Origin of the sequence: Silvibacterium sp., assembly GCF_047605705.1 — a bacterium.
GTDB lineage: Bacteria > Acidobacteriota > Terriglobia > Terriglobales > Acidobacteriaceae > Silvibacterium.
This window is the reverse complement of the sequence record NZ_JASGFD010000030.1, coordinates 43,949-66,226: the sequence shown is the minus strand read 5'-3', so window position 1 is coordinate 66,226 and position 22,278 is coordinate 43,949. Positions and strand designations below refer to the sequence as shown.

Annotated in this window: 23 protein-coding genes, 1 tRNA gene and 1 pseudogene; 4 read left to right on the top strand and 21 right to left on the bottom strand. The window is 59.2% G+C overall.

What is annotated here, in order from left to right; all coding sequences use genetic code 11:
• Positions 1–110: 110 nt before the first annotated feature.
• From QM649_RS12310 to QM649_RS12230, 17 genes are all read right to left on the bottom strand, one after another.
• Positions 111–1,157 (bottom strand): hypothetical protein, encoded by a 1,047-nt coding sequence (locus QM649_RS12310; protein WP_415199341.1) that lies wholly within the window; start codon positions 1,155–1,157, stop codon positions 111–113.
• Entirely contained in the window at positions 1,154–2,206 is a 1,053-nt protein-coding gene (locus QM649_RS12305) for a hypothetical protein (protein ID WP_415199340.1), read from the bottom strand. Before QM649_RS12305 ends, QM649_RS12310 begins: the two co-directional genes overlap by 4 nt.
• Complete coding sequence (locus QM649_RS12300; protein WP_415199339.1) at positions 2,203–2,496, bottom strand: hypothetical protein; 294 nt, start codon at positions 2,494–2,496, stop codon at positions 2,203–2,205. Before QM649_RS12300 ends, QM649_RS12305 begins: the two co-directional genes overlap by 4 nt.
• A 2-nt stretch (positions 2,497–2,498) precedes the next feature.
• Positions 2,499–2,804, bottom strand: coding sequence for a hypothetical protein (locus QM649_RS12295; protein ID WP_415199338.1), 306 nt, complete (start codon positions 2,802–2,804; stop codon positions 2,499–2,501).
• A gap of 103 nt (positions 2,805–2,907) precedes the next feature.
• A complete protein-coding gene (locus QM649_RS12290) occupies positions 2,908–3,303 on the bottom strand; it encodes a single-stranded DNA-binding protein (protein WP_415199337.1) in 396 nt (131 codons plus the stop codon).
• A 30-nt stretch (positions 3,304–3,333) separates the two neighbouring features.
• The gene (locus QM649_RS12285; RefSeq protein ID WP_415199336.1) at positions 3,334–3,747 is read right to left on the bottom strand and encodes a single-stranded DNA-binding protein; all 414 of its coding nucleotides are present in this window, start codon (positions 3,745–3,747) and stop codon (positions 3,334–3,336) included.
• A gap of 558 nt (positions 3,748–4,305) precedes the next feature.
• Entirely contained in the window at positions 4,306–5,928 is a 1,623-nt protein-coding gene (gene dcm / locus QM649_RS12280; protein ID WP_415199335.1) for a DNA (cytosine-5-)-methyltransferase, read from the bottom strand.
• Positions 5,925–6,311 carry a hypothetical protein gene (locus QM649_RS12275; protein ID WP_415199334.1) on the bottom strand — a complete coding sequence of 129 codons (387 nt, stop codon included), beginning with the start codon at positions 6,309–6,311 and terminating at the stop codon, positions 5,925–5,927. The genes dcm and QM649_RS12275 overlap by 4 nt, the downstream gene beginning before the upstream one ends.
• A gap of 3 nt (positions 6,312–6,314) precedes the next feature.
• Positions 6,315–6,995, bottom strand: a complete 681-nt coding sequence (locus tag QM649_RS12270; protein WP_415199333.1) for a VirB8/TrbF family protein — start codon at positions 6,993–6,995, stop codon at positions 6,315–6,317.
• 2 nt (positions 6,996–6,997) lie between these two features.
• Positions 6,998–7,819: a type IV secretion system protein gene (locus QM649_RS12265; RefSeq protein ID WP_415199332.1), complete on the bottom strand. Its 822-nt coding sequence runs from the start codon at positions 7,817–7,819 to the stop codon at positions 6,998–7,000.
• Positions 7,819–8,664: a hypothetical protein gene (locus tag QM649_RS12260; protein ID WP_415199331.1), complete on the bottom strand. Its 846-nt coding sequence runs from the start codon at positions 8,662–8,664 to the stop codon at positions 7,819–7,821. Before QM649_RS12260 ends, QM649_RS12265 begins: the two co-directional genes overlap by 1 nt.
• Before the next feature lie 139 nt (positions 8,665–8,803).
• The gene (locus QM649_RS12255) at positions 8,804–10,048 is read right to left on the bottom strand and encodes a TrbI/VirB10 family protein (protein ID WP_415199330.1); all 1,245 of its coding nucleotides are present in this window, start codon (positions 10,046–10,048) and stop codon (positions 8,804–8,806) included.
• An 8-nt stretch (positions 10,049–10,056) separates the two neighbouring features.
• Positions 10,057–10,809 (bottom strand): TrbG/VirB9 family P-type conjugative transfer protein, encoded by a 753-nt coding sequence (locus QM649_RS12250; protein ID WP_415199329.1) that lies wholly within the window; start codon positions 10,807–10,809, stop codon positions 10,057–10,059.
• Positions 10,810–10,818: 9 nt separating this feature from the next.
• Complete coding sequence (locus tag QM649_RS12245) at positions 10,819–13,281, bottom strand: VirB4 family type IV secretion system protein (RefSeq protein WP_415199328.1); 2,463 nt, start codon at positions 13,279–13,281, stop codon at positions 10,819–10,821.
• Positions 13,268–13,558 (bottom strand): VirB3 family type IV secretion system protein, encoded by a 291-nt coding sequence (locus QM649_RS12240; protein WP_415199327.1) that lies wholly within the window; start codon positions 13,556–13,558, stop codon positions 13,268–13,270. Before QM649_RS12240 ends, QM649_RS12245 begins: the two co-directional genes overlap by 14 nt.
• Before the next feature lie 39 nt (positions 13,559–13,597).
• Positions 13,598–13,927: a TrbC/VirB2 family protein gene (locus QM649_RS12235; protein WP_415199326.1), complete on the bottom strand. Its 330-nt coding sequence runs from the start codon at positions 13,925–13,927 to the stop codon at positions 13,598–13,600.
• A 370-nt stretch (positions 13,928–14,297) separates the two neighbouring features.
• Complete coding sequence (locus QM649_RS12230; RefSeq protein WP_415199325.1) at positions 14,298–15,014, bottom strand: DNA methyltransferase; 717 nt, start codon at positions 15,012–15,014, stop codon at positions 14,298–14,300.
• 418 nt (positions 15,015–15,432) lie between these two features.
• Here QM649_RS12230 and QM649_RS12225 point away from each other — a divergent pair, with 418 nt between their 5' ends.
• Positions 15,433–15,711: a hypothetical protein gene (locus tag QM649_RS12225; RefSeq protein WP_415199324.1), complete on the top strand. Its 279-nt coding sequence runs from the start codon at positions 15,433–15,435 to the stop codon at positions 15,709–15,711.
• Positions 15,712–15,811: 100 nt separating this feature from the next.
• A pseudogene (locus QM649_RS12220) lies at positions 15,812–16,948 on the top strand (recombinase family protein); the annotation flags it as partial.
• 30 nt (positions 16,949–16,978) lie between these two features.
• Here QM649_RS12220 and QM649_RS12215 read toward each other — a convergent pair.
• Both QM649_RS12215 and QM649_RS12210 read right to left on the bottom strand, forming a co-directional pair.
• Positions 16,979–17,161: a hypothetical protein gene (locus QM649_RS12215; protein WP_415199323.1), complete on the bottom strand. Its 183-nt coding sequence runs from the start codon at positions 17,159–17,161 to the stop codon at positions 16,979–16,981.
• A 308-nt stretch (positions 17,162–17,469) separates the two neighbouring features.
• Positions 17,470–17,544 (bottom strand) — tRNA-Phe (locus tag QM649_RS12210).
• A 324-nt stretch (positions 17,545–17,868) separates the two neighbouring features.
• Between QM649_RS12210 and QM649_RS12205 the strand changes: the two genes are divergently transcribed.
• Together QM649_RS12205 and QM649_RS12200 are read left to right on the top strand one after the other, a co-directional pair.
• Positions 17,869–19,443, top strand: a complete 1,575-nt coding sequence (locus QM649_RS12205; protein WP_415199322.1) for an adenosine deaminase family protein — start codon at positions 17,869–17,871, stop codon at positions 19,441–19,443.
• Positions 19,444–19,462: 19 nt separating this feature from the next.
• Positions 19,463–20,743, top strand: a complete 1,281-nt coding sequence (locus QM649_RS12200; RefSeq protein ID WP_415199321.1) for a glycosyltransferase — start codon at positions 19,463–19,465, stop codon at positions 20,741–20,743.
• A 119-nt stretch (positions 20,744–20,862) separates the two neighbouring features.
• Here the strand turns inward: QM649_RS12200 and QM649_RS12195 are convergent, their stop codons facing one another.
• Together QM649_RS12195 and QM649_RS12190 are read right to left on the bottom strand one after the other, a co-directional pair.
• Complete coding sequence (locus QM649_RS12195; RefSeq protein WP_129207301.1) at positions 20,863–21,063, bottom strand: cold-shock protein; 201 nt, start codon at positions 21,061–21,063, stop codon at positions 20,863–20,865.
• A gap of 299 nt (positions 21,064–21,362) precedes the next feature.
• Complete coding sequence (locus QM649_RS12190; protein ID WP_415199320.1) at positions 21,363–22,259, bottom strand: RluA family pseudouridine synthase; 897 nt, start codon at positions 22,257–22,259, stop codon at positions 21,363–21,365.
• Positions 22,260–22,278: the final 19 nt, after the last annotated feature.

Sequence of the window (22,278 nt, the reverse complement as noted above, 5' to 3'; positions counted from 1 at the left end):
CCGGTGCTGCGCACCTTCCGCGTCGGCTATCGCCGCGCTGGTCGCTCCCGCCCCCGCCACACACCTCTTCCTGACCCCGTTATTCGGTGCATCTCGTTGTAGCTGCATAATTAATGCGCCTCCTTTCGTGTCTGGTCGCGTGTCTCGTGACGTGTATCCTCGCCCTGCTGCACGGATGGCTTCTGGCGCAGGCTATAGATCGGATAGCTGTATGGGAGAACGACCGTCGTGAAGGTTGCACGCAGAGATTTCTTCAGGAATCTCTGCCGGATTCTGTCGGCGGTGGTGCTCTGGTTATTCCACACTGCCTGAAGCGCGCGGTGTTCGAGCGTCGTGTACAGGTGCTCTCCCTCGCGCAGCACTTCGAGATCGCGAGCGCTGGTGATGCCGCCTTTCGTCTCGTAACGCTGACTGGCGGCGAGGTATTCGACGAAATGTTCAACACCCATCGGTGTCAGCGATGTGACCCCACGCAACCGGTCCGCAGGGAGAAACCGGTTGAATGTAACCTCGGCGCGGGCAGAATTGCTCTCTGTGTCGGCCACATAGATCAGTTCAAACTCGCCGATCGTCTCAAACAGAGGCTGGTACTGTTTGAGGAAACGCTCAAAGCGACTCGCGGTTACCTGGCCCTCATCGAAAAATGTGAACCTTGGGATGCCGGCATTTGTGACGAGAATGGGATTTCCATCGGGGAAATAGAGCGGCCGCTCGACGTAGCTATGCGGCAAGACGTCATGGCTGACGCCACACTGGCTGGTGAAGAAATCAACTTTGCTGGTTTCGTCTTCGAGAACATTAGCGTGCAGATTGGAGAGGATGAAATCGAGCGCCATCAGCCTGGACTTGATGTGCGCGTCACCCTTGATGCGGCGGTTCTGCGAGTCCTGCCGTCCTAATGCCGCGTAGACCGGCTTCGAGGTCAGGTGATAGATGTGATGTCCGCGTCCGCATTCGATGACATGGATGTGATGAAGGCGGCTTGCTTTTTCGAGAAAGCGCGTGGAAAGCGCGCCGCTCCGCCAGTTCACGAATCGGGAGAACTGCCTACTCAGGAAATAGCCGGAGTGGACGGCAACCAGATAGAGGAACGAGGCTTCCCGTTCCAGGTAGCCGATGGATTGAAGCGAAGCGATGGGATCGTAGTCCAGCGTCATAGGTCCAGAATGTTCTCCATGAGGTGGCTGTCGTCCTCGATCTTCGCGGTCAACGAAGAGCGATCCGCAGACGACGCATAGTTGCGGAAACCGGCCTGCGCCTTCGAGCGCAGATGCCCGACGTGGTAGGCGGCGGTCAGAACCTCGATGTCCTGATGGCCGGTGCGTGAACCCTGATCGATATCGTTGGTTGGGTCGCGTGGCAGGTCGTAGTCGATGCGGGCGTCCGGGATCTGAATTTTCTCGTTGACGAATGGCAGCTCATGCCGAGCAGCGACCTCTTCCTTGATTTCGGCCATCTCCCGCGTCGGGGCAGCCTTCCGAGCGGCATAGATATCTTTCTGAACATCGGCCTTGATCTCGAAGTCGAGACGAACACGAAGATTGGTGCCCCCGTTGCGCTCGATGCGCTCCGCCTCTTTCTGGTATGCCCGGTAAATCTGCGAGTCGTGTTCGACTTCACGAGGTTTGACCAGACCGGCATAGACCTTCTGGTCTTTGGGCAGGCCGCCATCCTTAATAAGGAGGCTGCGACCGTCTTTGGTGAGTGTGACGACTTCGACCCGCTCGATGGTGCGCCTGCGCCCGTCACGCCGGAGGTTGACTTGCTGAGTCTCAATGAGACCTTTGTCGCGGAGATACTTCAGATCGTTTTCGAGTGGGCGGGTTTTGCCGTTATAAAGCGACTCGCGGAGGTCCGCTGTGCGGACGACGCGGAAGCGACCAGCTTCGCGCAGGAGTTGTTTCTCTTCGAGGCGAAGCTCCAGACCGACGACGTTGCCGGCAGCACGCGCCGGACGGCGCGGGTCTGTCGAGGCAACTGGGCGTCGGCGCCCATGCGGGATGTCCTGAGCTGGTTCAGGGCGTCTAGCCTCTGAAAGTTGGCGACCTCGGCGGGTGTCGGCGGTGTGCTCGTCCCGCGAGTGCAGATGGTGATGAATGGGATTTTCGGGGACGCGGCGCTCAGGCGCACGCGTGTTCCCGGTTTCAGGAGAAGAGATATCTCCCTCTCGACGACGCGGTTGTTCCTGTGGGATATCCAGCCTCATTCGTCTTCTCCCTCAGCGCCGCACTCCGCAGGAGCAGGCGTGAACTCCAGAGCCGCTTGTCCAGATACCGATTTGCTGGAAGACCTCTTTGTGCGTTCACTGGCCGGAGCCGGTACGCTGGTTTCGGTAGAAACAGGCGCAGGCTTCAGGCCGTGTCCGACGACACGACGCACGTCGTAGTCGGACAAGCGAGTGAAGCGATTCATATCTTTCTGCGCTGCTTCCCGCATGGTGCGGACCTTCGCCACGAGATCGGGTGTTCTTTCCAGATATTGATCTTCACTCTGCATGGCTATCGCTCCTCCTTATCCCCAAACTGAGCGAGGATTTCCGCGGACAGCTCGCTTTGTCCGGTGTGTATCTCCTGATCGAGGTGCCGAAGCTTGCGCCCGGTATCGCGCAGGAAAAACTTGCGCTCGATCCACACGGTCAGTCCGAGGATGTTGGCGAAGAGCAGAGCGCAGTAAAGCGCGATGCTCTGGAGGCAGGTGTGCAGGATGAGACTGCGCCAGGGAACAAGGAAGCGCAGCTCGTGCATCGACCAGAAGCCAAGTGCTAGGAAAATCAGCGTGGCGACAAAGACGGCATTGGCGATCATGACTGTTTCCTCCAGGGGGGCCTTCCGCCGCGCGGCTCATGCGTGGCAATTTTGAAAACAATGCGGAGAGCATTTCGCTCTCCGCAAACCGGACAGGACAGCATCAGCCGTCTTCGCCGAAGTCAACCAGTGCGTCGGGTCGGTCGAGCCGCGTGATCCGCGTGGCATGGACGACATAGGAGCCGTGCTTTACCGGAAATCGCTCACCGGCAACAACTACGCTTCTTTCCTGCTCCTGCATGCGGAGCTCGCCTTCGATTTCGAGGTAGTCTCCACGCCGCATCCCGCGAACCATCCCGCAGAAGAACGGGCCTGGGCAGATGACGCGGTGCCAGTCTGTACGCGGATTCCACTGGTTGTTGCCGAGATCCCACAGACCCGAGACAGTTGCCAGCACGAGCACCCCGAAGGAATCCTCCTGGATGTTGCCGGATGGGGGAGCCTCGGCGTCTTTGCCGAGAAATCCGCGGAGCTTGACGGTGTTCTCAAAGAGCTGCATACGTCACCTCCCGAGGGAGGACAACGCGGCCTAAGCCGCGTCGTCCTCCGTGATCGGCTCCGCGTCGAGGTTCTCCTCGCGGGAGCTCTCAGGCTTGGCCAGCTTCTTGACGGTGCTGGCACGTACCTCCCAATCGCGGACCTTGATCTTGCTCTGCTTCTTGTCCTTGACAACCACCAGCTCGCGCTGTGTGCTGCGCGTCTCGCCGATCACCTCGACGTAGTCGCCTTTCTTCAGGCCCTTCGCGTAGTCCGCAGGCTTGCCGAAAGCGACGATGCGGTGCCACTCGGTGTGGTTCACCCACTCGTTTGTCTGCCTGTCCTTGTAGCCGGACTTGGTGGCCAGCGAGAAGACCACGAAGGTCGTCTGGTTTTTGGTTGCGAAGCTCTCGGCGTCCTTGCCGACGTAGCCCTTCAGTTTCTGTTCGTTTTCGTAGAGTGCCATGTCATTTCTCCTTGGTGTATTTGCCCGGATTGCCCTCGGGACACTCCTGCGCGAAGCGACGCGAGTGTGCCCCGCTCCCAAGGCCAAACGGCGCATTTTCGGAAGGTTCGGGAAATCTTTTCGTCCGCGTTCTGTGCGGAGTTTTGCCGAAAAGATTTTCTGAAAGCCGAAAAAGCAGAGCCGTGCCGTGCCGCAGGGTGCGGGACAAGCACCGAGCGAGTGACCGAGGGTGAGCAGGGAAAATACGGGAGAATTGGCGCTCTATGGAAACATCCTGAAGGGTGCCGGTTGAGGATGCTGATGCAATCACACCAGACCAGATTTCGTTGTTGCTCGTCACCAAGTCCGACGAAGAAAGCAGACAGTGAGTGAACCGCACAGCCAGGCCGCAACTATCATCCTCGCGTGGCGACCACGCGAAGGGACTGAAGAAGGACAACTGGTGGGATGGCGAGATGACTGATCTACGCGTAACCGGAACAAGGACAGGAAACAGAACATTTCCGCGCATCCATTGGGCGGTGCGTGCCGGGATCGTCAGAATGGATGCCTGATGACTCATGGCTGCCTCCCGACGCCGGGTTGGTCACGGAGGATGGAATCGACGGCTGCAATGCGTTCCCCGATCCAGCGCATGACCGGAACAGCCATCGAGTTGCCGAGAGCTTTGTAGCGGGGGCCATCGGCTGCGAGCTTGGCACGATATTCGACCAGGGTGTAGTCATCGGGGAATCCCTGCAGGCGTTCACATTCGCGCGGTGTCAGGCGACGGACTGCCATCTGGGAATGCAGCAGGTTCGGGGGACTATAGCTGGTATCGGAGCTGTCGGCTTGTCTCGCGTAGGACGCAGTCAATGGTGCAGCGATGGAATGCTGTAGGACCCCATCGAACTGTTTACTGCTCCGCGTGCTGGTGAGGCTTCCGTGTACATCGCGCTCCCGAATCTCACCCCGCTGATTGCTACTGATGGCAACGGCGATCTGGCCGCCACCATTGGCATGCCCCGATGCGTTATTCATGCTGCGAAGAGTGGGCGCGATCTCATTTGCATCGCAAGCGTCGTCTACCGCAGAAAAGGCAATATAGCTGTTGCTGCTTCCGCCGGAGGCAGCGCGCAGACTAACCGTGTCAGCCGCTTCAGGCATCGCCCCTCCGTCTCTGCCGCGCAGGTTGAATGCGACTGCCTGGGCTGCTCCGCTCTCCAATGTGTGTGCTATGTCGTCTGAAAATCCGCTGCCGTTCGATTGCGTGTGGGCTGTCATGATGGCGACAGGCACCATCGGCACACCACGTCCGGTACCATCCTCGCTGGCATCGAAGCCATCGGCAGAGAGCGAGTGCGCAATCAGCGTTTCCGTCTCGAAGTCCTGTCTGCCCATACCTCCGGCATTCAGACAGTGGGAGATGTCTTCGGTTGAAGCGATCAGGCCACCATCGAGGTCGAAGTCTGTTCCTGGCCCGCCACCGCCATGAGCGCGTGCGCTAAGGGTGGGGGCAATGTCTTTCCGCGTTTCTCGGCGCGGCGGAGGATGCCCCGACAGGCTCGCCCGGTCAAGTAATACCGCCGCGGCAGCTCGCCAGTCTCCAGCACATCCGACAACGAAGACGCGGCGCCGTCGCTGGGGTACTCCGAAATATTCAGCGTTAAGAATTCGGTAGGCGATCCCATACCCGCACTCGACCAGCATGTGGAGGAAGGCTCCAAACGTCCGTCCTCCGTCGATCGACAGAACGCCGGGGACGTTCTCCCATACCACCCATAAGGGCCGGAGTCGATCAGCAAGTCGAGCAAACTCGATGGTGAGGTTGCCACGCGGGTCATCCAATCCCGCTCGGTTACCGGCGACGGAGAAAGACTGGCAAGGTGTTCCTCCGGCCAGAAGGTCGATTGCTCCCACATCCTCTTTACCTATCTTTGTGAAGTCACCGGCATTGATCACGTCGCCATCGGCAGGCAGAGCAACAATGTTGCGAATGGCTGCCGCGCGGCGCTTCGCCACTTTCCTGTCCGGCGCATCGTGCGGGCTGGGCATGAACACAGGCCGCGATGCGCGATAGCGCGAGCGCAGGAGCCAGCAGCAGAAGGGATCGATCTCCGCGAACATGGCAGACCGCCAGCCGAGCGGCTGCCACGCAACCGAAACGGCTTCGATGCCGGAGCACACGGAGAGATACCTCATGCGGCGCTCCGGGGTCGCGGGCCACGCTTACGCGCGCACAAAACATTAAGAGCGCCGAGGATGTGAGTCATCGAGGTATTGCGACCATAGAGCACCATGTCCGCGTAGCGGGCAGGTGCAAGGTCCCCGGCGCGATCCACCAGCAGAACGGGGACATGCAGGTCCGATTCGAGCAGGCGGTGGATCAACCTGCCTGCAAGGTCGCCCTGTTTTGCATGGATCAGGACACCGCAGACGATGTCGCTCGCCATCATGACGGCAGCGGCGGAGCGGCTGTCGTCGATGGCTGTTACCTCATACGGGTGCAGACGCAGGGCGAAGGCCGTAGCTGAGAGAAGTTCGCGGTCGGCACAATAGAGCAGAAGTTGTTTCTTCGGTCGCATGGCTTAACTCCCGAATGCCTGATCTTCATGGACGTAGTTGATGACGAGCCCCAGAGGATTGGTCAGCAGCATCTGGTTGGGAACCTGATCGCGGAAGCTGTAAATGACGTTCGCGGTCCAGCGTTCGCGCCGCTGTTCCTGCCCGTCATCAGGCGAGCGGAAGACTTTCTGAAACTCGACCTGGGCGCGATAAGGGGTTTGCCGAGTATCCCCCAGAACAACGGCATCGATCTCTATATCTACATTCGGAGCACCTGGATCGAGCAGGAAGGTTTGGAGCGTCTTCTGCTGATTGACCTTTGCCAGCGTTGCCGACTGCAATGGATCGGAAAGAAAACTCAGCGATTGCGAGAAATCGCGCTGCAGGGTGGCATGATTGCGCCCGTAATAGAGCTCGCACCAGCGCGCCAGATAATACTTGCTGACACGTTCGACTGGGACCTTGGAGAAGTCGGCATAGTTCACCACCTGTCCACGTCCGGCGTCGGTGATGGAGATGACAAGCGGCTTCAGCCGCGAGGCAGCAGTCTCCGCTCTCCAGAGCAACGCAAGCAACGCGAGCGTGACGATGGAGAGCACGAGAAGAGCGATCTTCAGATAAGTGTTGGTGACAACCGGTTCCGCATAGAGTTCCAGGAACTTATGTCCGGCGTCGGTTGTTACGGGATGCTGTGTCGTTGGCATGTTCAATCTCCCCAGACGTTGACCCATGTGCCGGTGCGCCCGCTGAGAATGGCGGAGGTCAGCTCAGGGATTTTGAAGACGCCATAGATGCAGACCGAGAGGGTCATCAGCAATGCCGGCAGGATGGTGAGGGCGTTGTCCAGCGTGATCGTGCCGATCGTCTGAAACATCCCCGCAAGGACCTTTGCGAAGACATAGATAAAGGCGGAAGCGACGACCTGATAGAAGCTGAAGCCGATGAAGGCTTTGAGCCATCCCCAGAAAAGCCAGTCCATCTTGGGAACGATGAACCACGGAATGAAGATGGGGCCGATCAGGACACACACTGCGGCGGCAACATAGCCGTAGGCGATGACAGCAAAGGCCGATGCTTCCATCGCTGCCAGGATGACAACCACCAGCAAATAGGTGAGATCTTCGAGGACGTTGAAGCTGCCTGGAGGTGCGCCGAGCTGGCTCTCGGCGTCGCCAATGGTCGTGGCAATCTCCTGCGTCTGACTTGACTCGATTTGATTGGATAGACTCAAGCCTTCTTTGGTGATGAGGTCACTGAAGCTGTAGCTCGTGCCGGGGATAGGCGTTGAGTAATAGGTCAGCATCCCGAGGCCGAGAGCGATCATCAGGATCAGGTCGGCGAACTGTCCGAAGTGAAAGCCGCCATGCCCCTGTGAAGCGGATAGGGCAGCTTTCACGCCGAACCAGACAATCAGGATCACGGCCACGCTACGGAAGATGTCGAGCCCCGTGGACTGGAGCAGATTGCCTTGTGTCGAGAGCAACTGCGTGATGGCCTGTCCAAGCTGTGCAATGATGTTCTGTCCCATCAGTAGCTCCCGTTGATGCTGAGCGAGATGGAGTGCATGGAATCACTCACCCCGTTGTTTACGTTGGCGACGCTGTTGGCGAAGTTCTGCTGGAAATAGATCGCATTGTTGATGGCGCGGTTCTGGGCATCGATCTGCTGCTTCTGCGCGACGAGCTGCGTCTGGATCGAAGCTGCAAGAAGCTGGTTCGTGTCCTGCTGCGAATGGATCTGAAGCAGCGTCGCGGAGTTGATCTTGCCGAGCAGTGCGGCCTCGGTCTGTTGCGAGGAATCGGTTGAGAAGGTGTCCGAGTCGAGATTGCTCAGCTTGGTGGCGAATGTTTGCTCGTTGGTGCGGATGGTTCCGAGTGTGGCAAGCGTGTTTGTCGTGGTGGTCTGCGCCAGCTCCGATGTGGCGTACTGGTTGGCGACGGTAGCCTGGGTGCGCGCATCGAGCGAGAAGTAATTGCCGGAGGGATAACTCTGCGCCTGCACATAGGCGCTGTTGTAGCCCTGCTGGGAGTTGACGAGCGCACCGTAATTGAGTGCGTTCACCAGCGCAGACGTGTTGCCGTAGGTGTTGGCTGGGGCTTGCAGACTCGTCCACTGTGACCAGTCAGCTTTGTACCGGGCCTCCAGATTCTGCGGAAGCTGCGACATCTGGTAGGCGAGGTTGTACATCGTGACGATCTGGTTGCGAGTGGCGACGGCGGTGGTATAGAGCTGCGATCCCTGCTCGATCTGCTGGATGGCATGAGCGGACTGCGTGGGGTCGTAGACGATGCCGGAGCCGAACTGCGCGTGCGCCATCGGCGCGAGCGCGAACGTAAGAACAAGGATGGGGAGTAACAATCTGCGGAGTGTCATAGCGTGTCCTTTTGTGGAGTGCCGAGCGGAAGCAACGGCGCGCTGGTTGTGTAGCGATAGGGAGAAGGCTTCTGCGGCGGCGAGGGGGAGGCGCAGCCAACCACGAGCAAGCCGAGAAGCGCGAGCGCAACGAGGCGCATCACATCACCCCCGGCATCTCGTGGTTCTCGTAGGCGGGCAGGAGCATGTCCTGGGTGATGTAGACCTTGATCCGGTGTCCTTCGCGGATGGTGATGGTGGGCGGGATATTGATGAAGCGGTCGAGCACGTTGGCGCCGGACTGCGCGAGGCTGGAGGCGATGCCTTGCCTGTAGGCTTCGCTTCCGGTCTCGTTGTAGCCTTCGTTGAAGCTGGTAGCTTCGGCGGCGCCGGAGATCACGCCGAGCGCAATCGACGCGCCGAAGATTTCGACGTAGTGGTTGTTGACCTTGTCCTTGAGGCCCGTGGCTCCGGCCTGATCGAGACCGTGGAACTGGTCGAGATCGACGGAGTAGCCATCGGGCATCAGCATCCGATGGAAGGTCACGGCGAGGCGCTTCTGGCCGAGACCGCCGACCTTCTGCGCGTCGCCGAGGATGAACGTGCCTTCGGGGATGAGCATGTGCTGGCGGTCCTGACTGTAGATAGGGTTGGTCACCATCACCTTCAGCGGTCCGGCAAACTCGCCATCCAGACGATTCACGAGAACTGTGTCGATGCTCGTTCCCTCGAAGACGACATAGGGCTGGCCATGCGCGGCGTTGACGTTCACCTCCGGCGCGCGCTTGTTGCTGCCTGTCGACGCAGCAGGTGCAGCCTGCGCCGCGGGGACCTGCGGCAAGCTCGGAGAGCGAGGCGCGGTGTTGTCCGTGGCGACCGCCGTCTCGACCGATGGGTGCGCAGCAGCGTCATCGGGAGAGACCAGGTTCGAGGCGAAGCGGGCCTTGAACGCCAGCGCTTTTTCCGCATCCGCGACCGGGTCGCGGGGCGGCTCCGCAGGTTGAACAGGCTGCGCCACCGGCTGGCCCGGCTGAGCCGGGTTCGTGACGCCTGGCGTAGCTCCAAGCGGCGGTGTAGCGTCTGCGCGCTGTGCTGTCGCCTGAAGCTGGCTCTGCCGCTGATTGTTGCTCAGGTCCTGCTCCAGTTCGTGGATCTTCCGCTGGTTCACGTCCGTGGACATTGCCAGTGGAGAGGACGGCGTTTCTTTCGGTGCGGGCCTGGCGTGGTTCTTCGAGAACATCACGGCCATCAGGATCAGCACGGCAAGCCCCGCGACAACGTAGCCCTGGGCTTGCTTCGGCACGACACCCGCAGGGATGACGCGCTTGTCCCGCAACTGCGCGTGGGTGACCTGCGCGGTCGGCGAATCCTGTTGAACCTCTGAAATGGGTTTCTCGTCAGCCATCGGCGCACCTACTTCGCTTTCCGCTCGAACGAGAGCTTGTGCTTGCCGATCTGGAGATAACCCTTATCGACCACGGTGGGCAGGATGTAGGTGCCGTCCTTCAACTGGAAGGTGATGAGATCGGGCTTCTTGTCCTTCAGCTCATAGATGGAAAACTTTTCCGAGGCCGACGACTTGATGTAGGTGAACTTGTCGTCGTGATAGATCGCGGAGATATCGAAGGGCGATGCGTTTTTGTAGGCGTAGTCGAACTGGAGCGCGGCGGTGGGGTAGTCTGCGCGGAACTCTTCGACGGCTTGCGACGCGCGGTGCTGCGCAAGCTGCGCCTGCTGCTCGGCGGCAGTGACAGCGGACGCTGGAACCAGCTTGTCCGCTCCGTTGGCCGCAGCGATGGAGGACGGATCGCTCGGCTCGATGACCACCTTCAGGTCGGGGTTGGAAGACTCAACATCGTCCAGGGTGAAGCTATACACGCTGCCCTTGTCGGTAATGAGATTAAGGTTGGAGTGAATGCCTTCCTTTGCCGGATGCAGAAAGCAGTAATTGCCAACCGTGTTGATGATCCAGAAGTCTTTATCGCCGGTGGCGACTTCGAGAATCTTCTCCGTAGAGGGCAGCTCGATCAGTGTGGTGTAGCGCATCTTCGCGTGGACATTCACGATGTCGTTGGCGTGGTACTTCACGATGCGGGCGGCCTGCTGGCCGTGCGCGACGGTCGCGGCAAGGCCGAGCAGTAACGGGACGATGGGTGATGGACGCATAGTTCTCCTTCAGCGGTTGAGTGGATTGGGGTAATCGTGAGCGAGCCGGAGCAAGCCTTCCTCCGGCCCGAAGCGGGCGAAGTATTCCTGCCGGAGCACGTTGTCGCGAGGCGTGTTGGTCGCCATCCAGTAGCTCAGGGGATCGACCGAGAGGCGCAGCTTCTTCGCATACTGCGGCTGCTTGAAGAGCAGGTCGCGCTTGGGCACGAGCGACTCCAGCAGTTCGAGATCGGTGTCGTTCAACTGGAAGGCTTCGGCGTAGAGCTTGCGGTCGATGCCTGGATTGGCGAGGAAGATGCGGCTCGGACAGGACTCGTTGACAAGCTGCAGGAGATTGTTCGAGACCAGCTCGATCATCGACTGCGTGGTCAGGATCATGGAAGCGTTGAGCTTCCGCCACGTCTTCTCGGCCCGCATGACCCAGTCATGGATGATCTGCCGCTTGAAGAAAATCCACGCCTCGTCGATGATGAACAGCTTGAAGGTGCCGATGTTCTGCTTCTTCTCAATCTCCGAAGCCGCGCGTTGGAGAAGATAGAACAGCATTGGCTCCAGCACGTCGGGATACTTGTCCCAACCGTCGAAGTTGAAGGTCTGGAAGCGCGAGAAGGTGAGGGTATCTTCGACGTTGTCGAAGAGATACCCGAACTGGCCCGCCAGCAGCCAGCGGTGCAGACGCTCGCCCAACGGCCCGAGGATGGACGCGAAGTTGGTCAGCGTCCTGATCTCGCGGGGCAGCTTGTACGCGCGCTCGATGCCGGCGAAGAGCGCCTTTTCGTCTTCAGGCGTCAGCTCATAGCGTCCACCGGCTTCGATCAACACGCGTAGAAACAAGTAGAGAAAATTCTGGTTCTCATGTGTCGGCTCCAGCGAGAAGGGATTGATCGTGAAGCCGGGGTCTTTCAGACCGACGTTGAGGTAGCTCCCGCCGAAGGAGCGCGTCAGCATCTCGTAGCTGGCGCCGAGGTCGAAGACGAAGGTCAGCGGATTGTATTTCTGTGCCGACTGGATGAGGAAGTTGGTCGTGAACGATTTCCCACTACCGATGGCGCCGAGGATGAAGGCATTGGGCACATCGCCCCAATGCAAATTCAGGTAGTAGGGCGTGCCGTGTGTGGACTCAAGGACAGAGAGATATTCCTGGTCGAGTTGTGGGTTCCACTTTGCGCCGGTATCGATGGTGAACAGGAACGACAGGTCGGCATAGTTGGAATTGAGTGCCCACTGCTTGCGCAGGTTGAACTGCTTGTTGCCTGGAACGGTCGCAAAGAAGGCATTGAGCAGGTTGAAGCGTTCCTCATACAGCAGGCCGTCATGCTGCGTGAACAGCTTCTGAAACTCGGCGACCGCGTGTTCCACCTTCACGCGATCCTCGTCGTAAATCACGACCGACAGCGTGAACTCGCCGAAGCTCTTGCCTTCCATGCCGAGCGCGGTGAGGGCGGCGCCAAGCTGCATGATGGCCGCTTCTTTGGAATCATCGACAAGCTCATCCTTCGGGCCGGTGTTCTGGCGATCCTGAAGGTTCGAGACGAAACTGGTTTTTGAATTGTGGTGATGGCGGCGGTGCGAGGCGATCTCTTTGCGCGCCCGCGCATTATCGACCGGATGCCATTCGGTGACGGCATGGAAGTTCGCGGGAACGTCGAGCAGGCCATTGAGGATCAATGGACGCGTCTCGGCGGGAAGCTCTTTCAGGGTGAGGATACGCAGATAGTCGTCGTCCATGCGCAGGTAGCCACGGTGGGCTTCCAGCTCCGAATCGCATAGCTGCGAGTCGATGTGCCGTGCGCTGTACAAGCGTGCATGTTCGATCTTCGAGGGGCGGAAGTTGACGAGACGGCGCAGTATGCGAAACGTCTCTTCCGCCCCTGGCAGCATGACCGTCATGAGGTCGTTAAGCTGCCCACTCAAACTCTGGACCTTCTGCTGCAACCGCAGCCGGTCGCGTTCGATCTGCTCGTAGAGCAGCTTGCGTTCCTTATTGCCGGAAAGCAGAGCGCGGATGTCGCGCAGCGACGAGCGCGGCTGTTTCGGCAGTGTGGCGAGTGCGTGCAGCAGGCCGGTCTTCTGGTAGCTGCCATCCACCATGACCACCCAGAAGATTTCGATACTGTAGAGCCGGTCCGCCTTCGATTCGAGGAATGCCGCGCGCTGTTCTACGGCGGCGCGGACCAGCGGGTTCTCATACTCCGCGTGAGGTATGGCAGGCCGGTTGTGCTTGAACAGGATTTGATAGAGGCGGCACCTATCGTCGAGAGAGCGCAGCGCCGCTTCGAGCCGCTTCACCGAATAGTCACGTCCGGCGTGATCGAGGCTTTCGTAGTCGATGCCGCCGATCTTCAGCACACTGCCGAGGTCGCCGGATTTAGTAAGGAATGCGTGCTCGTCCCAAAAGCCGTACAGGTTAATCTGCGCGGGAAATGAGCCAGCTTCTCTCCAGTCCTTTGTAATGTGATCAATCCTGAGCATGGTTCTCCCTGATCGTGATTTCGAGCAGATCGCTTTTCATGGGGTCGTAGCGTCGGCGGAACTTGCTGCTGTTGAAGAGCACCCGCAGAATCTCCACATCGTGCTTCGTCGCAATGCGGGCGATAATCACGCCCACAATGAACAGGCCGATGCCGCCGAAGAGTGAATGAAGCAGCGAGAAGATCGCGCCTCCCGAGACCAGAGCGACGAAGAATAACCGTCGCTCCGCTCCCAGGACAGTCAGCGGACGGTTCATGGCCTTGAACACAGGATTCACGCGTGCTTCCGCTGACCGAGACATCGGATCACCCCCTCTCTAGCTCGGAAAAAGCCAAGCCATGAAATTGACCGCGCCAACGGCCATGCCCACGCCGAAGATGATCCCGGCGAGGGTCTTCTTGGACTGGCCTTCGCCGTAGGCGAACAACAGTCCGCCCACGACGATGGCAACCAGGCTGAGGGCCGTGGCGATGGTTCCGGTGAATGCGGTCTTGAGTACGGTCACTGCGTTGTCCCACGGATCACTCGTCGATTGCGCGTAGACGGGCAAGGCCGCGAGGAACAACAGCGAAGGAATGGTGAGTCTCCGGGCATGGGTGCTCCATCGCCGGAAACAGGGAAATCGAATGGGAATAGGGATTCTCATGTGCTCCTTTCAATGCTTTTTCCAGCGAGTGGCCACTCCCGGCTGCAACGTTCTGGAGCGAAGGTAGGACGGAAAGGGGCGGATGCCCATTGCAAAATCCGTAGGGGGTGTGCAGGTTCTGCACATCGTTCCCGAGGAGCGGAAAAGTCAATGAATATGCGGCAGAAACTGCATCGCCAGCAGAGAGAATCAGTCGCGGATGCCACAGTGACGAATGCGTGGGGAGAGCGATGAGAATGGCGGTGCAGAATGCACAGACATCCTCATTCCCGCGATGAACAGAAAAAAAACGTGCGGGACTGCGTGAGTCAAGGCAGTGAAAATCACAGCATCGAGCAAAGCTCGCCTTGACGCGCGGGGCACGCACGCATCATGAACCGCACGCGGGAATGAGGGAGAGGGACCGCTTCGCTGCGATCCTCTCCTTGACACGCAATAACCGAGCCGATGCCTGATTGAAATACTCGGAATCGAGTTCTATGCCGATGTACTTGCGACCCGTCAGCAATGCAGCAGCACACGTTGATCCGCTGCCGCAGAACGCATCCAGCACCACATCGCCTGGAAGCGAGTAAGCGCGAATAATCGGCACCATCGACATCACCGCTTTCTGTGTGGGATGAAGCTTGTTGCCCGTATAAAGCAGCCGCTGCACATCCGCAACCGGGCCGCCTATCATTGCCGGACGGCCCTTTGCCAACAGATATGCCTGCTCATGCTGATACTTCAGGAACTCGGTTGATTTCGTCGTGTAGGACTTGCGAAATACCAGATGTCCGACAGGCCGGAAACCCGCTTCTCTCCACGCTGCGAGAAACTCTTCCGCACGCGGCCAGCCATAGAAGCAAAGCATCAGACGGTTCTGCTTGAGCACCCGATATGCTTCCTTCATTGCAGGCTTGAGCCAGTTCGCATTGACATCGTTCTGCAATGTGCGACCTGTGCGATCGCGGAAGTTTACGAGGTATGGCGGATCGGTCAGGATGAAGTCCACGCTGTTGGCGGGCATTTCGCGCATCTTCTCGATGCAATTGCCGTTGAGGATTGAGTTGACTGGAAGCTGCTGCTGGATCGTATTCGTGTTCATGATGTCACTCCGTTTTGTGTGGTCTCCCGATGAGTCGGGGCACACCTGCGCGAAGCGACGCGAGTGGGTCAGGCTTCCAAGGTCAAGGGATGCTTTTTCGGAAGGTTCGGGAAATGTTTTGCGCTCTTTGCAAAAGATTTTCTGAAAGCCGAAATCCGCAGGACGCGCAGCGAAGCAGAGGCCCGCCGCGCCGCAGGACGCCGGTAAAACCCCGAGCGCGTGCCCGATTCAGCGAAGACCGCGAATTGTGAGTGTCATCGATGCAAATCGGACAGTAGCAGCCTCTATCGACCGCTCAACCAGACGATGTGCAGAACCTGCACACCCCCCTACGAATTCTGCAATGGGCAAATGCTTAGGCCACCTCTAGCTTGACAAGCATGGGCACCTGCATCACGTGCCACGAGTTGGGTTGACTATGGCGCAAATTGCAGCGACGAAAGATGATGTCGATGACCAGATCCCAGCTGTAGCGGATGGAAAATCCTTTGCTACGCAGAGGACGCATGCGCATGAATCGAAAACGAGCGAGCCGAGAATCGTAGTTTGCGGAGCTGAGACGAGCAATGCAGACATTGCCTTGAAAAGATTCATCAACGACTGGTTTGTTCCGGCTCTGGTAGAAGCCTACATTCGGGATCGCGTGAAGCCATCTGCACCGAACTGCAAAGGTAGCAGTGGTAATTTCCGGCAATGACCGTACCACGAGTCGCTCCCGAGTTGCCTGGGGGAGACCCACGATCTAATTACGCACACAGGGTCCAGCAGAGTTAGACTCGACGCCAAAGGGAGCAACTATGCGGTGCGCAATCTATGCTCGATTTTCTTCCGATCTGCAGCGGCCAACCTCAATCGATGACCAAGTCCGTCGTTGCAGAGATTTTGCGGCGAAGCGTGGATGGACAGTAGTCGATGAATTCATCCGTTACGACGAAGCTCGCTCCGCAGCCACTGTAGCTGGACGGGACGCTTTGAATGCTTTGATGACTGCTGCCAAAATGAAGCCCAAGCCATTCGATTGCCTGTTGGTTGATGACACCTCGCGGCTGTCCCGTTATCTCCCCGACGTCCTGAGCATGAATGACATTTTGCTCTATCACGGCATGTTCATATATGCCGTGGCACAAAACCTCGATTGCAGAGAGAAAGCATCGCGACCTCTGTTGACTCTCCACGGCATGATGGATGAACAGTTTCTTGTGAGCGTTGCGGAGAAGGTTCACCGTGGTCAGGAAGGGCGCGCTCTAAATGGCATGAATCCTGGAGGGAAGATTTTTGGATACCGAAATACTCCGGTCGAAGATCCAACCAGAATGGGTAAGTATGGGCGCGCAGCTGTCAGCGGCGTGAAATTAGAGCGCGACGAGATCGAGGCTCCTATTGTCATTCGGATTTTCAGTATGTATGCCGACGGCAACAGTCTTGCGGCCATTGCGAAGGCGTTGAACGCCGAAGAAGTGACGGCTCCCCAGCCACCTCGCAACAGACAGATCCGAGCATGGTGCCCATCTTCGATACGAGAGATGCTGCGCAATGAGCGCTATCGCGGTGTTTTCGTTTGGAACCGAACTAAGAAAGAACGTAATCCAGAGACGGGCCGCAAAACCAGCCGCCCGCGTCCGGAGTCGGACTGGAGAAGAGTAGAAATACCAGAATGGCGGATTGTTTCCGATGAGCTATGGGAATCTGTCGAGGCCCAGATCGAGCGAATGAGCAACAGGTGGACAGCTACCAGTCTAGGCGGTCAGGCACGGAGAGGGCGGGGACCTCGACACCTGTTCAGCGGATTCCTGATCTGCGGCGAGTGTGGCTCACGAATGACGATCGTCTCCGGTAACGGTCGCAGGAGTTATGTGAAGTACGGCTGCCCTAGCCATAAGGGTCGTGGCGTGTGCTCGAACAGTGTGATGATTCGCAAGGATCGCCTGGAAAACCAACTTCTCACCGGGCTGACCAGCAGGATTCTACAACCGGCGATGGTCGACTTTGCCTTGGATGCATTCCAGGAGCAACTCCAGCAGCGTCTGCGCCAGATCAGGGAACAGGCTGAAAGTGCCTCTGATGGAATCGTGGCTCTTCAGGCAAAACGGCAGGATCTCAAAGTAAAAGTCTCTAATGTGACCGAAGCGATTGCGTCCTTCGGGCACTCACCGGCTCTCCTGAGCCAGCTGGCTTCCTTGGAGGGGGAAATTGCCAAACTCGACAACCGCTTGGCCGAGATGAATCAACCGCATGATTTTGCACTTTCCATTGAGGATCTGCGGCAATATCTCTACGGACAGACTGCCGAAATCAGCACCCTGCTGCATGGAGATGTGGACTTTGCGCGGCAGGCTCTGGCTAAGTATATTGAACGCCTTGTACTTACACCAAAGAGCACACCCGAAGGCCCGGTCCTTGAAGTCTCCGGAAACGTTGAATTTTTTAGCGGAAACGAGGGTGTGTCTATCAGTGATGGTGGCCAGAGACGGGATCGAACCGCCGACGCCGGCCTTTTCAGGGCCGCGCTCTACCACTGAGCTATCTGGCCTTGGGAGTTCCAAGGGCGATCCGGGCGGATCGCACGGGTGGCCTGCGGCTGCCGGGTTGGTGCTCCACGGCTGCGGCAATCAGGCTGCCTGCATCAGTATAGCAAAAGCGGAGCGTCCCGCAGACCGCCTCGCCGCTTTTTCCGCGATGCCCCAACTGCGCTCCTGTCCTACACTTAGGGCAACCTGTCCGGCTGCGGATCGACGCCGATCTCCGTAAGAGAGGAAGCAGTCCGAGACCTTTTGATTCGAAGCCTGCGGAGCCAGTTTTTGATGGATTCACGCGGGTTCCTGTACCGCCGCACATTTTCGGAGGATCGATCGTCATGCACGCCCGCCTTACCCTTGCTGCCTCGCTTCTTTTCGCAATCGCCTGTCCCTGCGCCCTGGCCGCCGAACATCCGGCCACGGCTCACGATACGAGCGCAGCCACGCAGCATGCGGCACGCGCCTTCGAGCAGGCGAAGGCGGACGGTCCGCTCGCGCTGCACGCCTTCCTCTACCGCATGCCCAAGGGCGGCGACCTGCATAACCACCTCGCCGGCGCGATCTATGCCGAAACCTGGATTCGCGATGCGGGCGAGGATCATCTCTGTGTCGATCCGCAGAAGCTGGCCTTCGCGGCTCCCATCCACGACACCACCTGCGCCGAGGGTCAGGTGCCGGCAGCCTCGGTTCCGGCGAATCAGCACCTCTACGACGCGCTAATCGACGCCTTCTCGATGCGCACCTTCGTTCCGCGCACCGCCGACTCCGGCCATGACCAGTTCTTCGACACCTTTGACGCCTTCCGCGGCACAAGCCGCAGACATCTGGGCGAATGGCTGGACGAGGTAGCGACACGCGCCGCTGCGCAGAACGAGCAGTATCTCGAATTGATGGACACTCCGGACTTCTCAGCCACAGCGCAGCTGGCCGCACCGCTGGCGAAAGAGCTCGAGGCTGAGCATCCGGATTACGCCGCGCTGCGCCAGCGAATGGTCGACGGCGGCGTGCGCAGCAATCTCGCCGGCATCCGCTCCGATCTCGACGCGGCCGAGGCCGATCGCCGGAGGATCGAGCACTGCGGCCAGGCCGACGCGCAGCCTGCCTGCAAGGTGGAGATCCGCTACATCTACCAGATCCTCCGCGCGCTGCCGCCGGCGGTTGTCTTTGCGCAGGTGGTGCAGGGCTTCGAAGTAATGGCCAGCGATCCCCGCTGGGTGGGCATGAACTTCGTACAGCCGGAAGACAACTACGCTGCCATGACCCACTACAACGCACAGATGCACATGCTGGCTGCGCTGCGCCCGCTCTACCCGGGCAGTCACCTGAGCCTGCATGCGGGCGAACTCGCGCCGGGCATGGTGACGCCGGACGGGCTGACCTTCCACATCCGCGAGGCGGTGGAGGTTGCAGGCGCGGAGCGCATCGGCCACGGCGTGGATGTGATGTATGAGGACCGTCCTTATGACCTGCTGAAGGAGCTGGCGGCGAAGCACGTGATGGTCGAGATCAACCTGACCAGCAACGACGTGATCCTGAACATCAAGGGCGAGGACCATCCGCTCCAGCTCTATCGCAAGTACGGCGTGCCGGTCGCACTCTCCACCGACGATGAAGGCGTCTCGCGGATCGACCTGACGCATGAATTTGTGCGCGCGGCGGTTACGTATCCGCTCACCTACGATGATCTGAAACAGATGGCGCGCACCAGCATCGAGCACAGCTTCCTGCCGGGCGAAAGCCTGTGGCAGAAAACGCTACCGGAGACGCTTGACCGGCCGGTGGCGGCCTGCACGGGACAGCTAGGCGAGGAAACGCCCCACGGAGCATGCGCCGATTTCCTCTCAAAAAGCGAAAAAGCGCAGCAACAGTGGCAGCTTGAACAAAGGTTTCACATATTTGAGGCAAGCTTTTAACTGAATACGCCTTTCAAGCATGCGCATTGTCTTCTCCACCTTTGGGACCTTCGGCGATATCAACCCGCTGGTAGCTCTCAGCCTCGAACTCAAGCGGCGCGGCCACACTCCGGTGCTGGCCGTGCCGGCGATGTTCCGCGACAAGATCGAACCGCTGGGCATCGGCTTCGCACCGGTAAGACCCAACCAGGATCCGAACGACAAGCGGATGGTCGAGATGATCTGGGACATCAAGAAGGGCACCGAGCGCGGCCTGCGCGAGTTTCTCTTCCCCTCGATCCGCGACAGCTACGAGGACCTGATGGCCGCGGTTGAAGCCGAGGGCGGCGCTGACCTGCTGGTGACGGGCGAACTGGCATATGCCGGGCCCATCGTCGCCGAGGTCACCGGCATTCCGTGGGCCTCCTATGTATTGGCGCCGCTCTCGTTCTTCTCGGGATACGATCCGCCGGTCCTGCCGCCCTATCCGACGCTGGCCAAAGTACAGTCGGCGATCCCTGCGGTGGGCCATGCGATTCCACGATTCGCGCGCGTGGTGACGCGAAGCTGGCCGAAGCCGATCTATGAATTGCGGCAGGAGCTGGGACTCAGGCGCGGCCCCGATCCGATCTTCGATGCAAAATTCTCGCCCCGGCTCACGCTGGCGATGTTCTCCCGCGTGCTGGGCGATCCGCAGCCGGATTGGCCGGCGCACACCGAGATCACCGGCTTTGCGTTTTATGACGGGGACGCGGGCAACACCAACCTGCCGCCCTCACTTGAAGCGTTTCTCGCAGCGGGACCGCCGCCGCTCGTCTTTACCCTGGGCTCGGCCGCGGTAATGGCGGCCGGTGACTTCTATGAAGTGAGCGCAGCGGCCGCGAAGCAGCTGGGTATGCGGGCGGTGCTGCTCACGGGCAGCGATCCGGCAAACCGGCCCAAGCAGGCGCTCCCACCCGAGATCACGATCGCGACCTACGCGCCGTATTCACAGCTCTTCCCGCGCGCCTCGGCGATCATTCACCAGGGCGGGGTGGGCACAACGGCGCAGGCGCTGCGCGCGGGACGCCCCATGCTGGTAATGCCCTACAGCCATGACCAGCCGGACAATGCGCGGCGCGTGCGGCAACTGGGCGTGGCGCGAGTGATCCGGCGGCAGGACTATACGCCCGAAGCCGCGGCGCGGCACATCCGCATGCTGCTTGAGGACACACACTATGCAGGGCGCGCCATCGAGGTGGCGCGGCAGGTGAACCAGGAAGATGGCGTGAAGTCCGCCTGCGATGCCCTGGAGCAACTTGGGTCTCACCCGCGAGGGTGACCGGCTCCAGCAGTGGTCGCGCTGAATGTACCTGGAAGTGACAAGGCGAGCCAGAGCTCGCCTTGTTACTCGTCAGCTATATCTTTCCTGCTAACCGTGTATCCACTGTCTGCGTCAATTTACAAAGGCTGGACGTCTGCTGCCTGCCAGCCCTTCGGCCCCTTCACGACGTTGAACTGCACGGCTTGGCCTTCCTGCAGACTCTTGAAGCCATTCGAATTGATGGCAGAGTAATGCACGAAAACGTCTTCCCCATTCTGGCGAGAGATGAAGCCGTAGCCCTTAGCGTCGTTAAACCACTTCACAGTACCTTGTTCCATCTGATGCTTATTCCTGGAGTGAATTGCGCTGGAGTGAATCGGAGCCTTTGACAGTGGTCATGCTAGTTGGACAGGACTACTCTCGACCGGTTCGAAACTAACGCGCCCCCAGTGTAGCAGAGAACGCAAGAGCCTCCGGAAAATCTTAAAGGCCAGTAAAAATGCTTATTTCCCGTATTGCGACAGCTTTACGGGGCTGGTCCGGATGGCTTTCTCGTCGCATAACCCGGAGTTAAAAAGAGCCGTTTTCACACCTAGAAATCGGGGCGCAGATACTCTCTTTCGTCTCCACCATCAAGCTACTGCGGTACTGCGAATCCCGGCGGCAAAGCTGCCTCGAGATGGATTGGCTCCCGGGTGACGGGGTGATGAAAGTTCAGAAACTGTGCATGCAGGAGATATCCTCCATCGCCCGGCAGACCGGGGAGATTCTCAAGAGGCAGGCCAGTAAATCCGTATAAAGGATCGCCAACCAGGGGATGGCCAATGGACGCCAGATGGATCCGGATCTGATGAGGGCGGCCCGAATAGAGGCTGACTTCGAAGGTCGTGCTGTCTGCCGTGCGTGAGATTACCTTCGCCAATGACTTTGACGGCTTGCCATCTGGGCTGGCGGCCCACACAGAACCGATACGCGGATGCGGTACGAGGCCGATGGGCGTGAGGATCTCGTAGGTGTCCTGCTGCGCTACGCCCTGGGCCAGCGCCCGGTAGATCTTTTGAATTTTAGGCGTGTTCCAGTCTGCAGAGAGCTGCGAGGCCGCCTGCGGTGTTTTGGCAAAGAGGACGATGCCAGTCGTAGCTCGGCCCAACCGGTGGACAGGATTTGCACTGGGAGTTTGCTTTTGCACCAGGCGGATCAGCGTGTTCTCCATAAAGCCGCCGCCGGGGAGAGTGGGCAGCCCGCCAGGCTTGTTCACAGCCAACAGATAGGCGTCTTCAAACAGGACTTCGAAGTGCTGAGGCGTCTCCGGCTCGACCCAGGGCGGGCGGTTCCAGACAAGGGTTTGTCCTGAACGCAGTGATTCTCTTCCGGTGGCAATCACGCCGTCGAGAGTGACTTCGCGGTTGTCCAGATTCTGCTGCCAGACCTGCGCGGTGGAGTGCGGGTAATGGCCTGCAAGGTACGAAAGCAGGGTTTGCCCATGATGCTTGCTGCTGATGATTTCGGTACAGGCATAGCCCTGGTTCCGCATGTGGCTTGAGTGTAAGCCA

Coding starts and splice junctions, on each gene's coding strand:
- QM649_RS12310 (WP_415199341.1), bottom strand. CDS start 1,157: ATGACGCTGGACTACGATCCCATCGCTTCGCTTCAATCCATCGGCTAC.
- QM649_RS12305 (WP_415199340.1), bottom strand. CDS start 2,206: ATGAGGCTGGATATCCCACAGGAACAACCGCGTCGTCGAGAGGGAGAT.
- QM649_RS12300 (WP_415199339.1), bottom strand. CDS start 2,496: ATGCAGAGTGAAGATCAATATCTGGAAAGAACACCCGATCTCGTGGCG.
- QM649_RS12295 (WP_415199338.1), bottom strand. CDS start 2,804: ATGATCGCCAATGCCGTCTTTGTCGCCACGCTGATTTTCCTAGCACTT.
- QM649_RS12290 (WP_415199337.1), bottom strand. CDS start 3,303: ATGCAGCTCTTTGAGAACACCGTCAAGCTCCGCGGATTTCTCGGCAAA.
- QM649_RS12285 (WP_415199336.1), bottom strand. CDS start 3,747: ATGGCACTCTACGAAAACGAACAGAAACTGAAGGGCTACGTCGGCAAG.
- dcm (WP_415199335.1), bottom strand. CDS start 5,928: ATGAGGTATCTCTCCGTGTGCTCCGGCATCGAAGCCGTTTCGGTTGCG.
- QM649_RS12275 (WP_415199334.1), bottom strand. CDS start 6,311: ATGCGACCGAAGAAACAACTTCTGCTCTATTGTGCCGACCGCGAACTT.
- QM649_RS12270 (WP_415199333.1), bottom strand. CDS start 6,995: ATGCCAACGACACAGCATCCCGTAACAACCGACGCCGGACATAAGTTC.
- QM649_RS12265 (WP_415199332.1), bottom strand. CDS start 7,819: ATGGGACAGAACATCATTGCACAGCTTGGACAGGCCATCACGCAGTTG.
- QM649_RS12260 (WP_415199331.1), bottom strand. CDS start 8,664: ATGACACTCCGCAGATTGTTACTCCCCATCCTTGTTCTTACGTTCGCG.
- QM649_RS12255 (WP_415199330.1), bottom strand. CDS start 10,048: ATGGCTGACGAGAAACCCATTTCAGAGGTTCAACAGGATTCGCCGACC.
- QM649_RS12250 (WP_415199329.1), bottom strand. CDS start 10,809: ATGCGTCCATCACCCATCGTCCCGTTACTGCTCGGCCTTGCCGCGACC.
- QM649_RS12245 (WP_415199328.1), bottom strand. CDS start 13,281: ATGCTCAGGATTGATCACATTACAAAGGACTGGAGAGAAGCTGGCTCA.
- QM649_RS12235 (WP_415199326.1), bottom strand. CDS start 13,927: ATGAGAATCCCTATTCCCATTCGATTTCCCTGTTTCCGGCGATGGAGC.
- QM649_RS12230 (WP_415199325.1), bottom strand. CDS start 15,014: ATGAACACGAATACGATCCAGCAGCAGCTTCCAGTCAACTCAATCCTC.
- QM649_RS12225 (WP_415199324.1), top strand. CDS start 15,433: ATGGCGCAAATTGCAGCGACGAAAGATGATGTCGATGACCAGATCCCA.
- QM649_RS12205 (WP_415199322.1), top strand. CDS start 17,869: ATGCACGCCCGCCTTACCCTTGCTGCCTCGCTTCTTTTCGCAATCGCC.
- QM649_RS12200 (WP_415199321.1), top strand. CDS start 19,463: ATGCGCATTGTCTTCTCCACCTTTGGGACCTTCGGCGATATCAACCCG.
- QM649_RS12195 (WP_129207301.1), bottom strand. CDS start 21,063: ATGGAACAAGGTACTGTGAAGTGGTTTAACGACGCTAAGGGCTACGGC.
- QM649_RS12190 (WP_415199320.1), bottom strand. CDS start 22,259: ATGCGGAACCAGGGCTATGCCTGTACCGAAATCATCAGCAGCAAGCAT.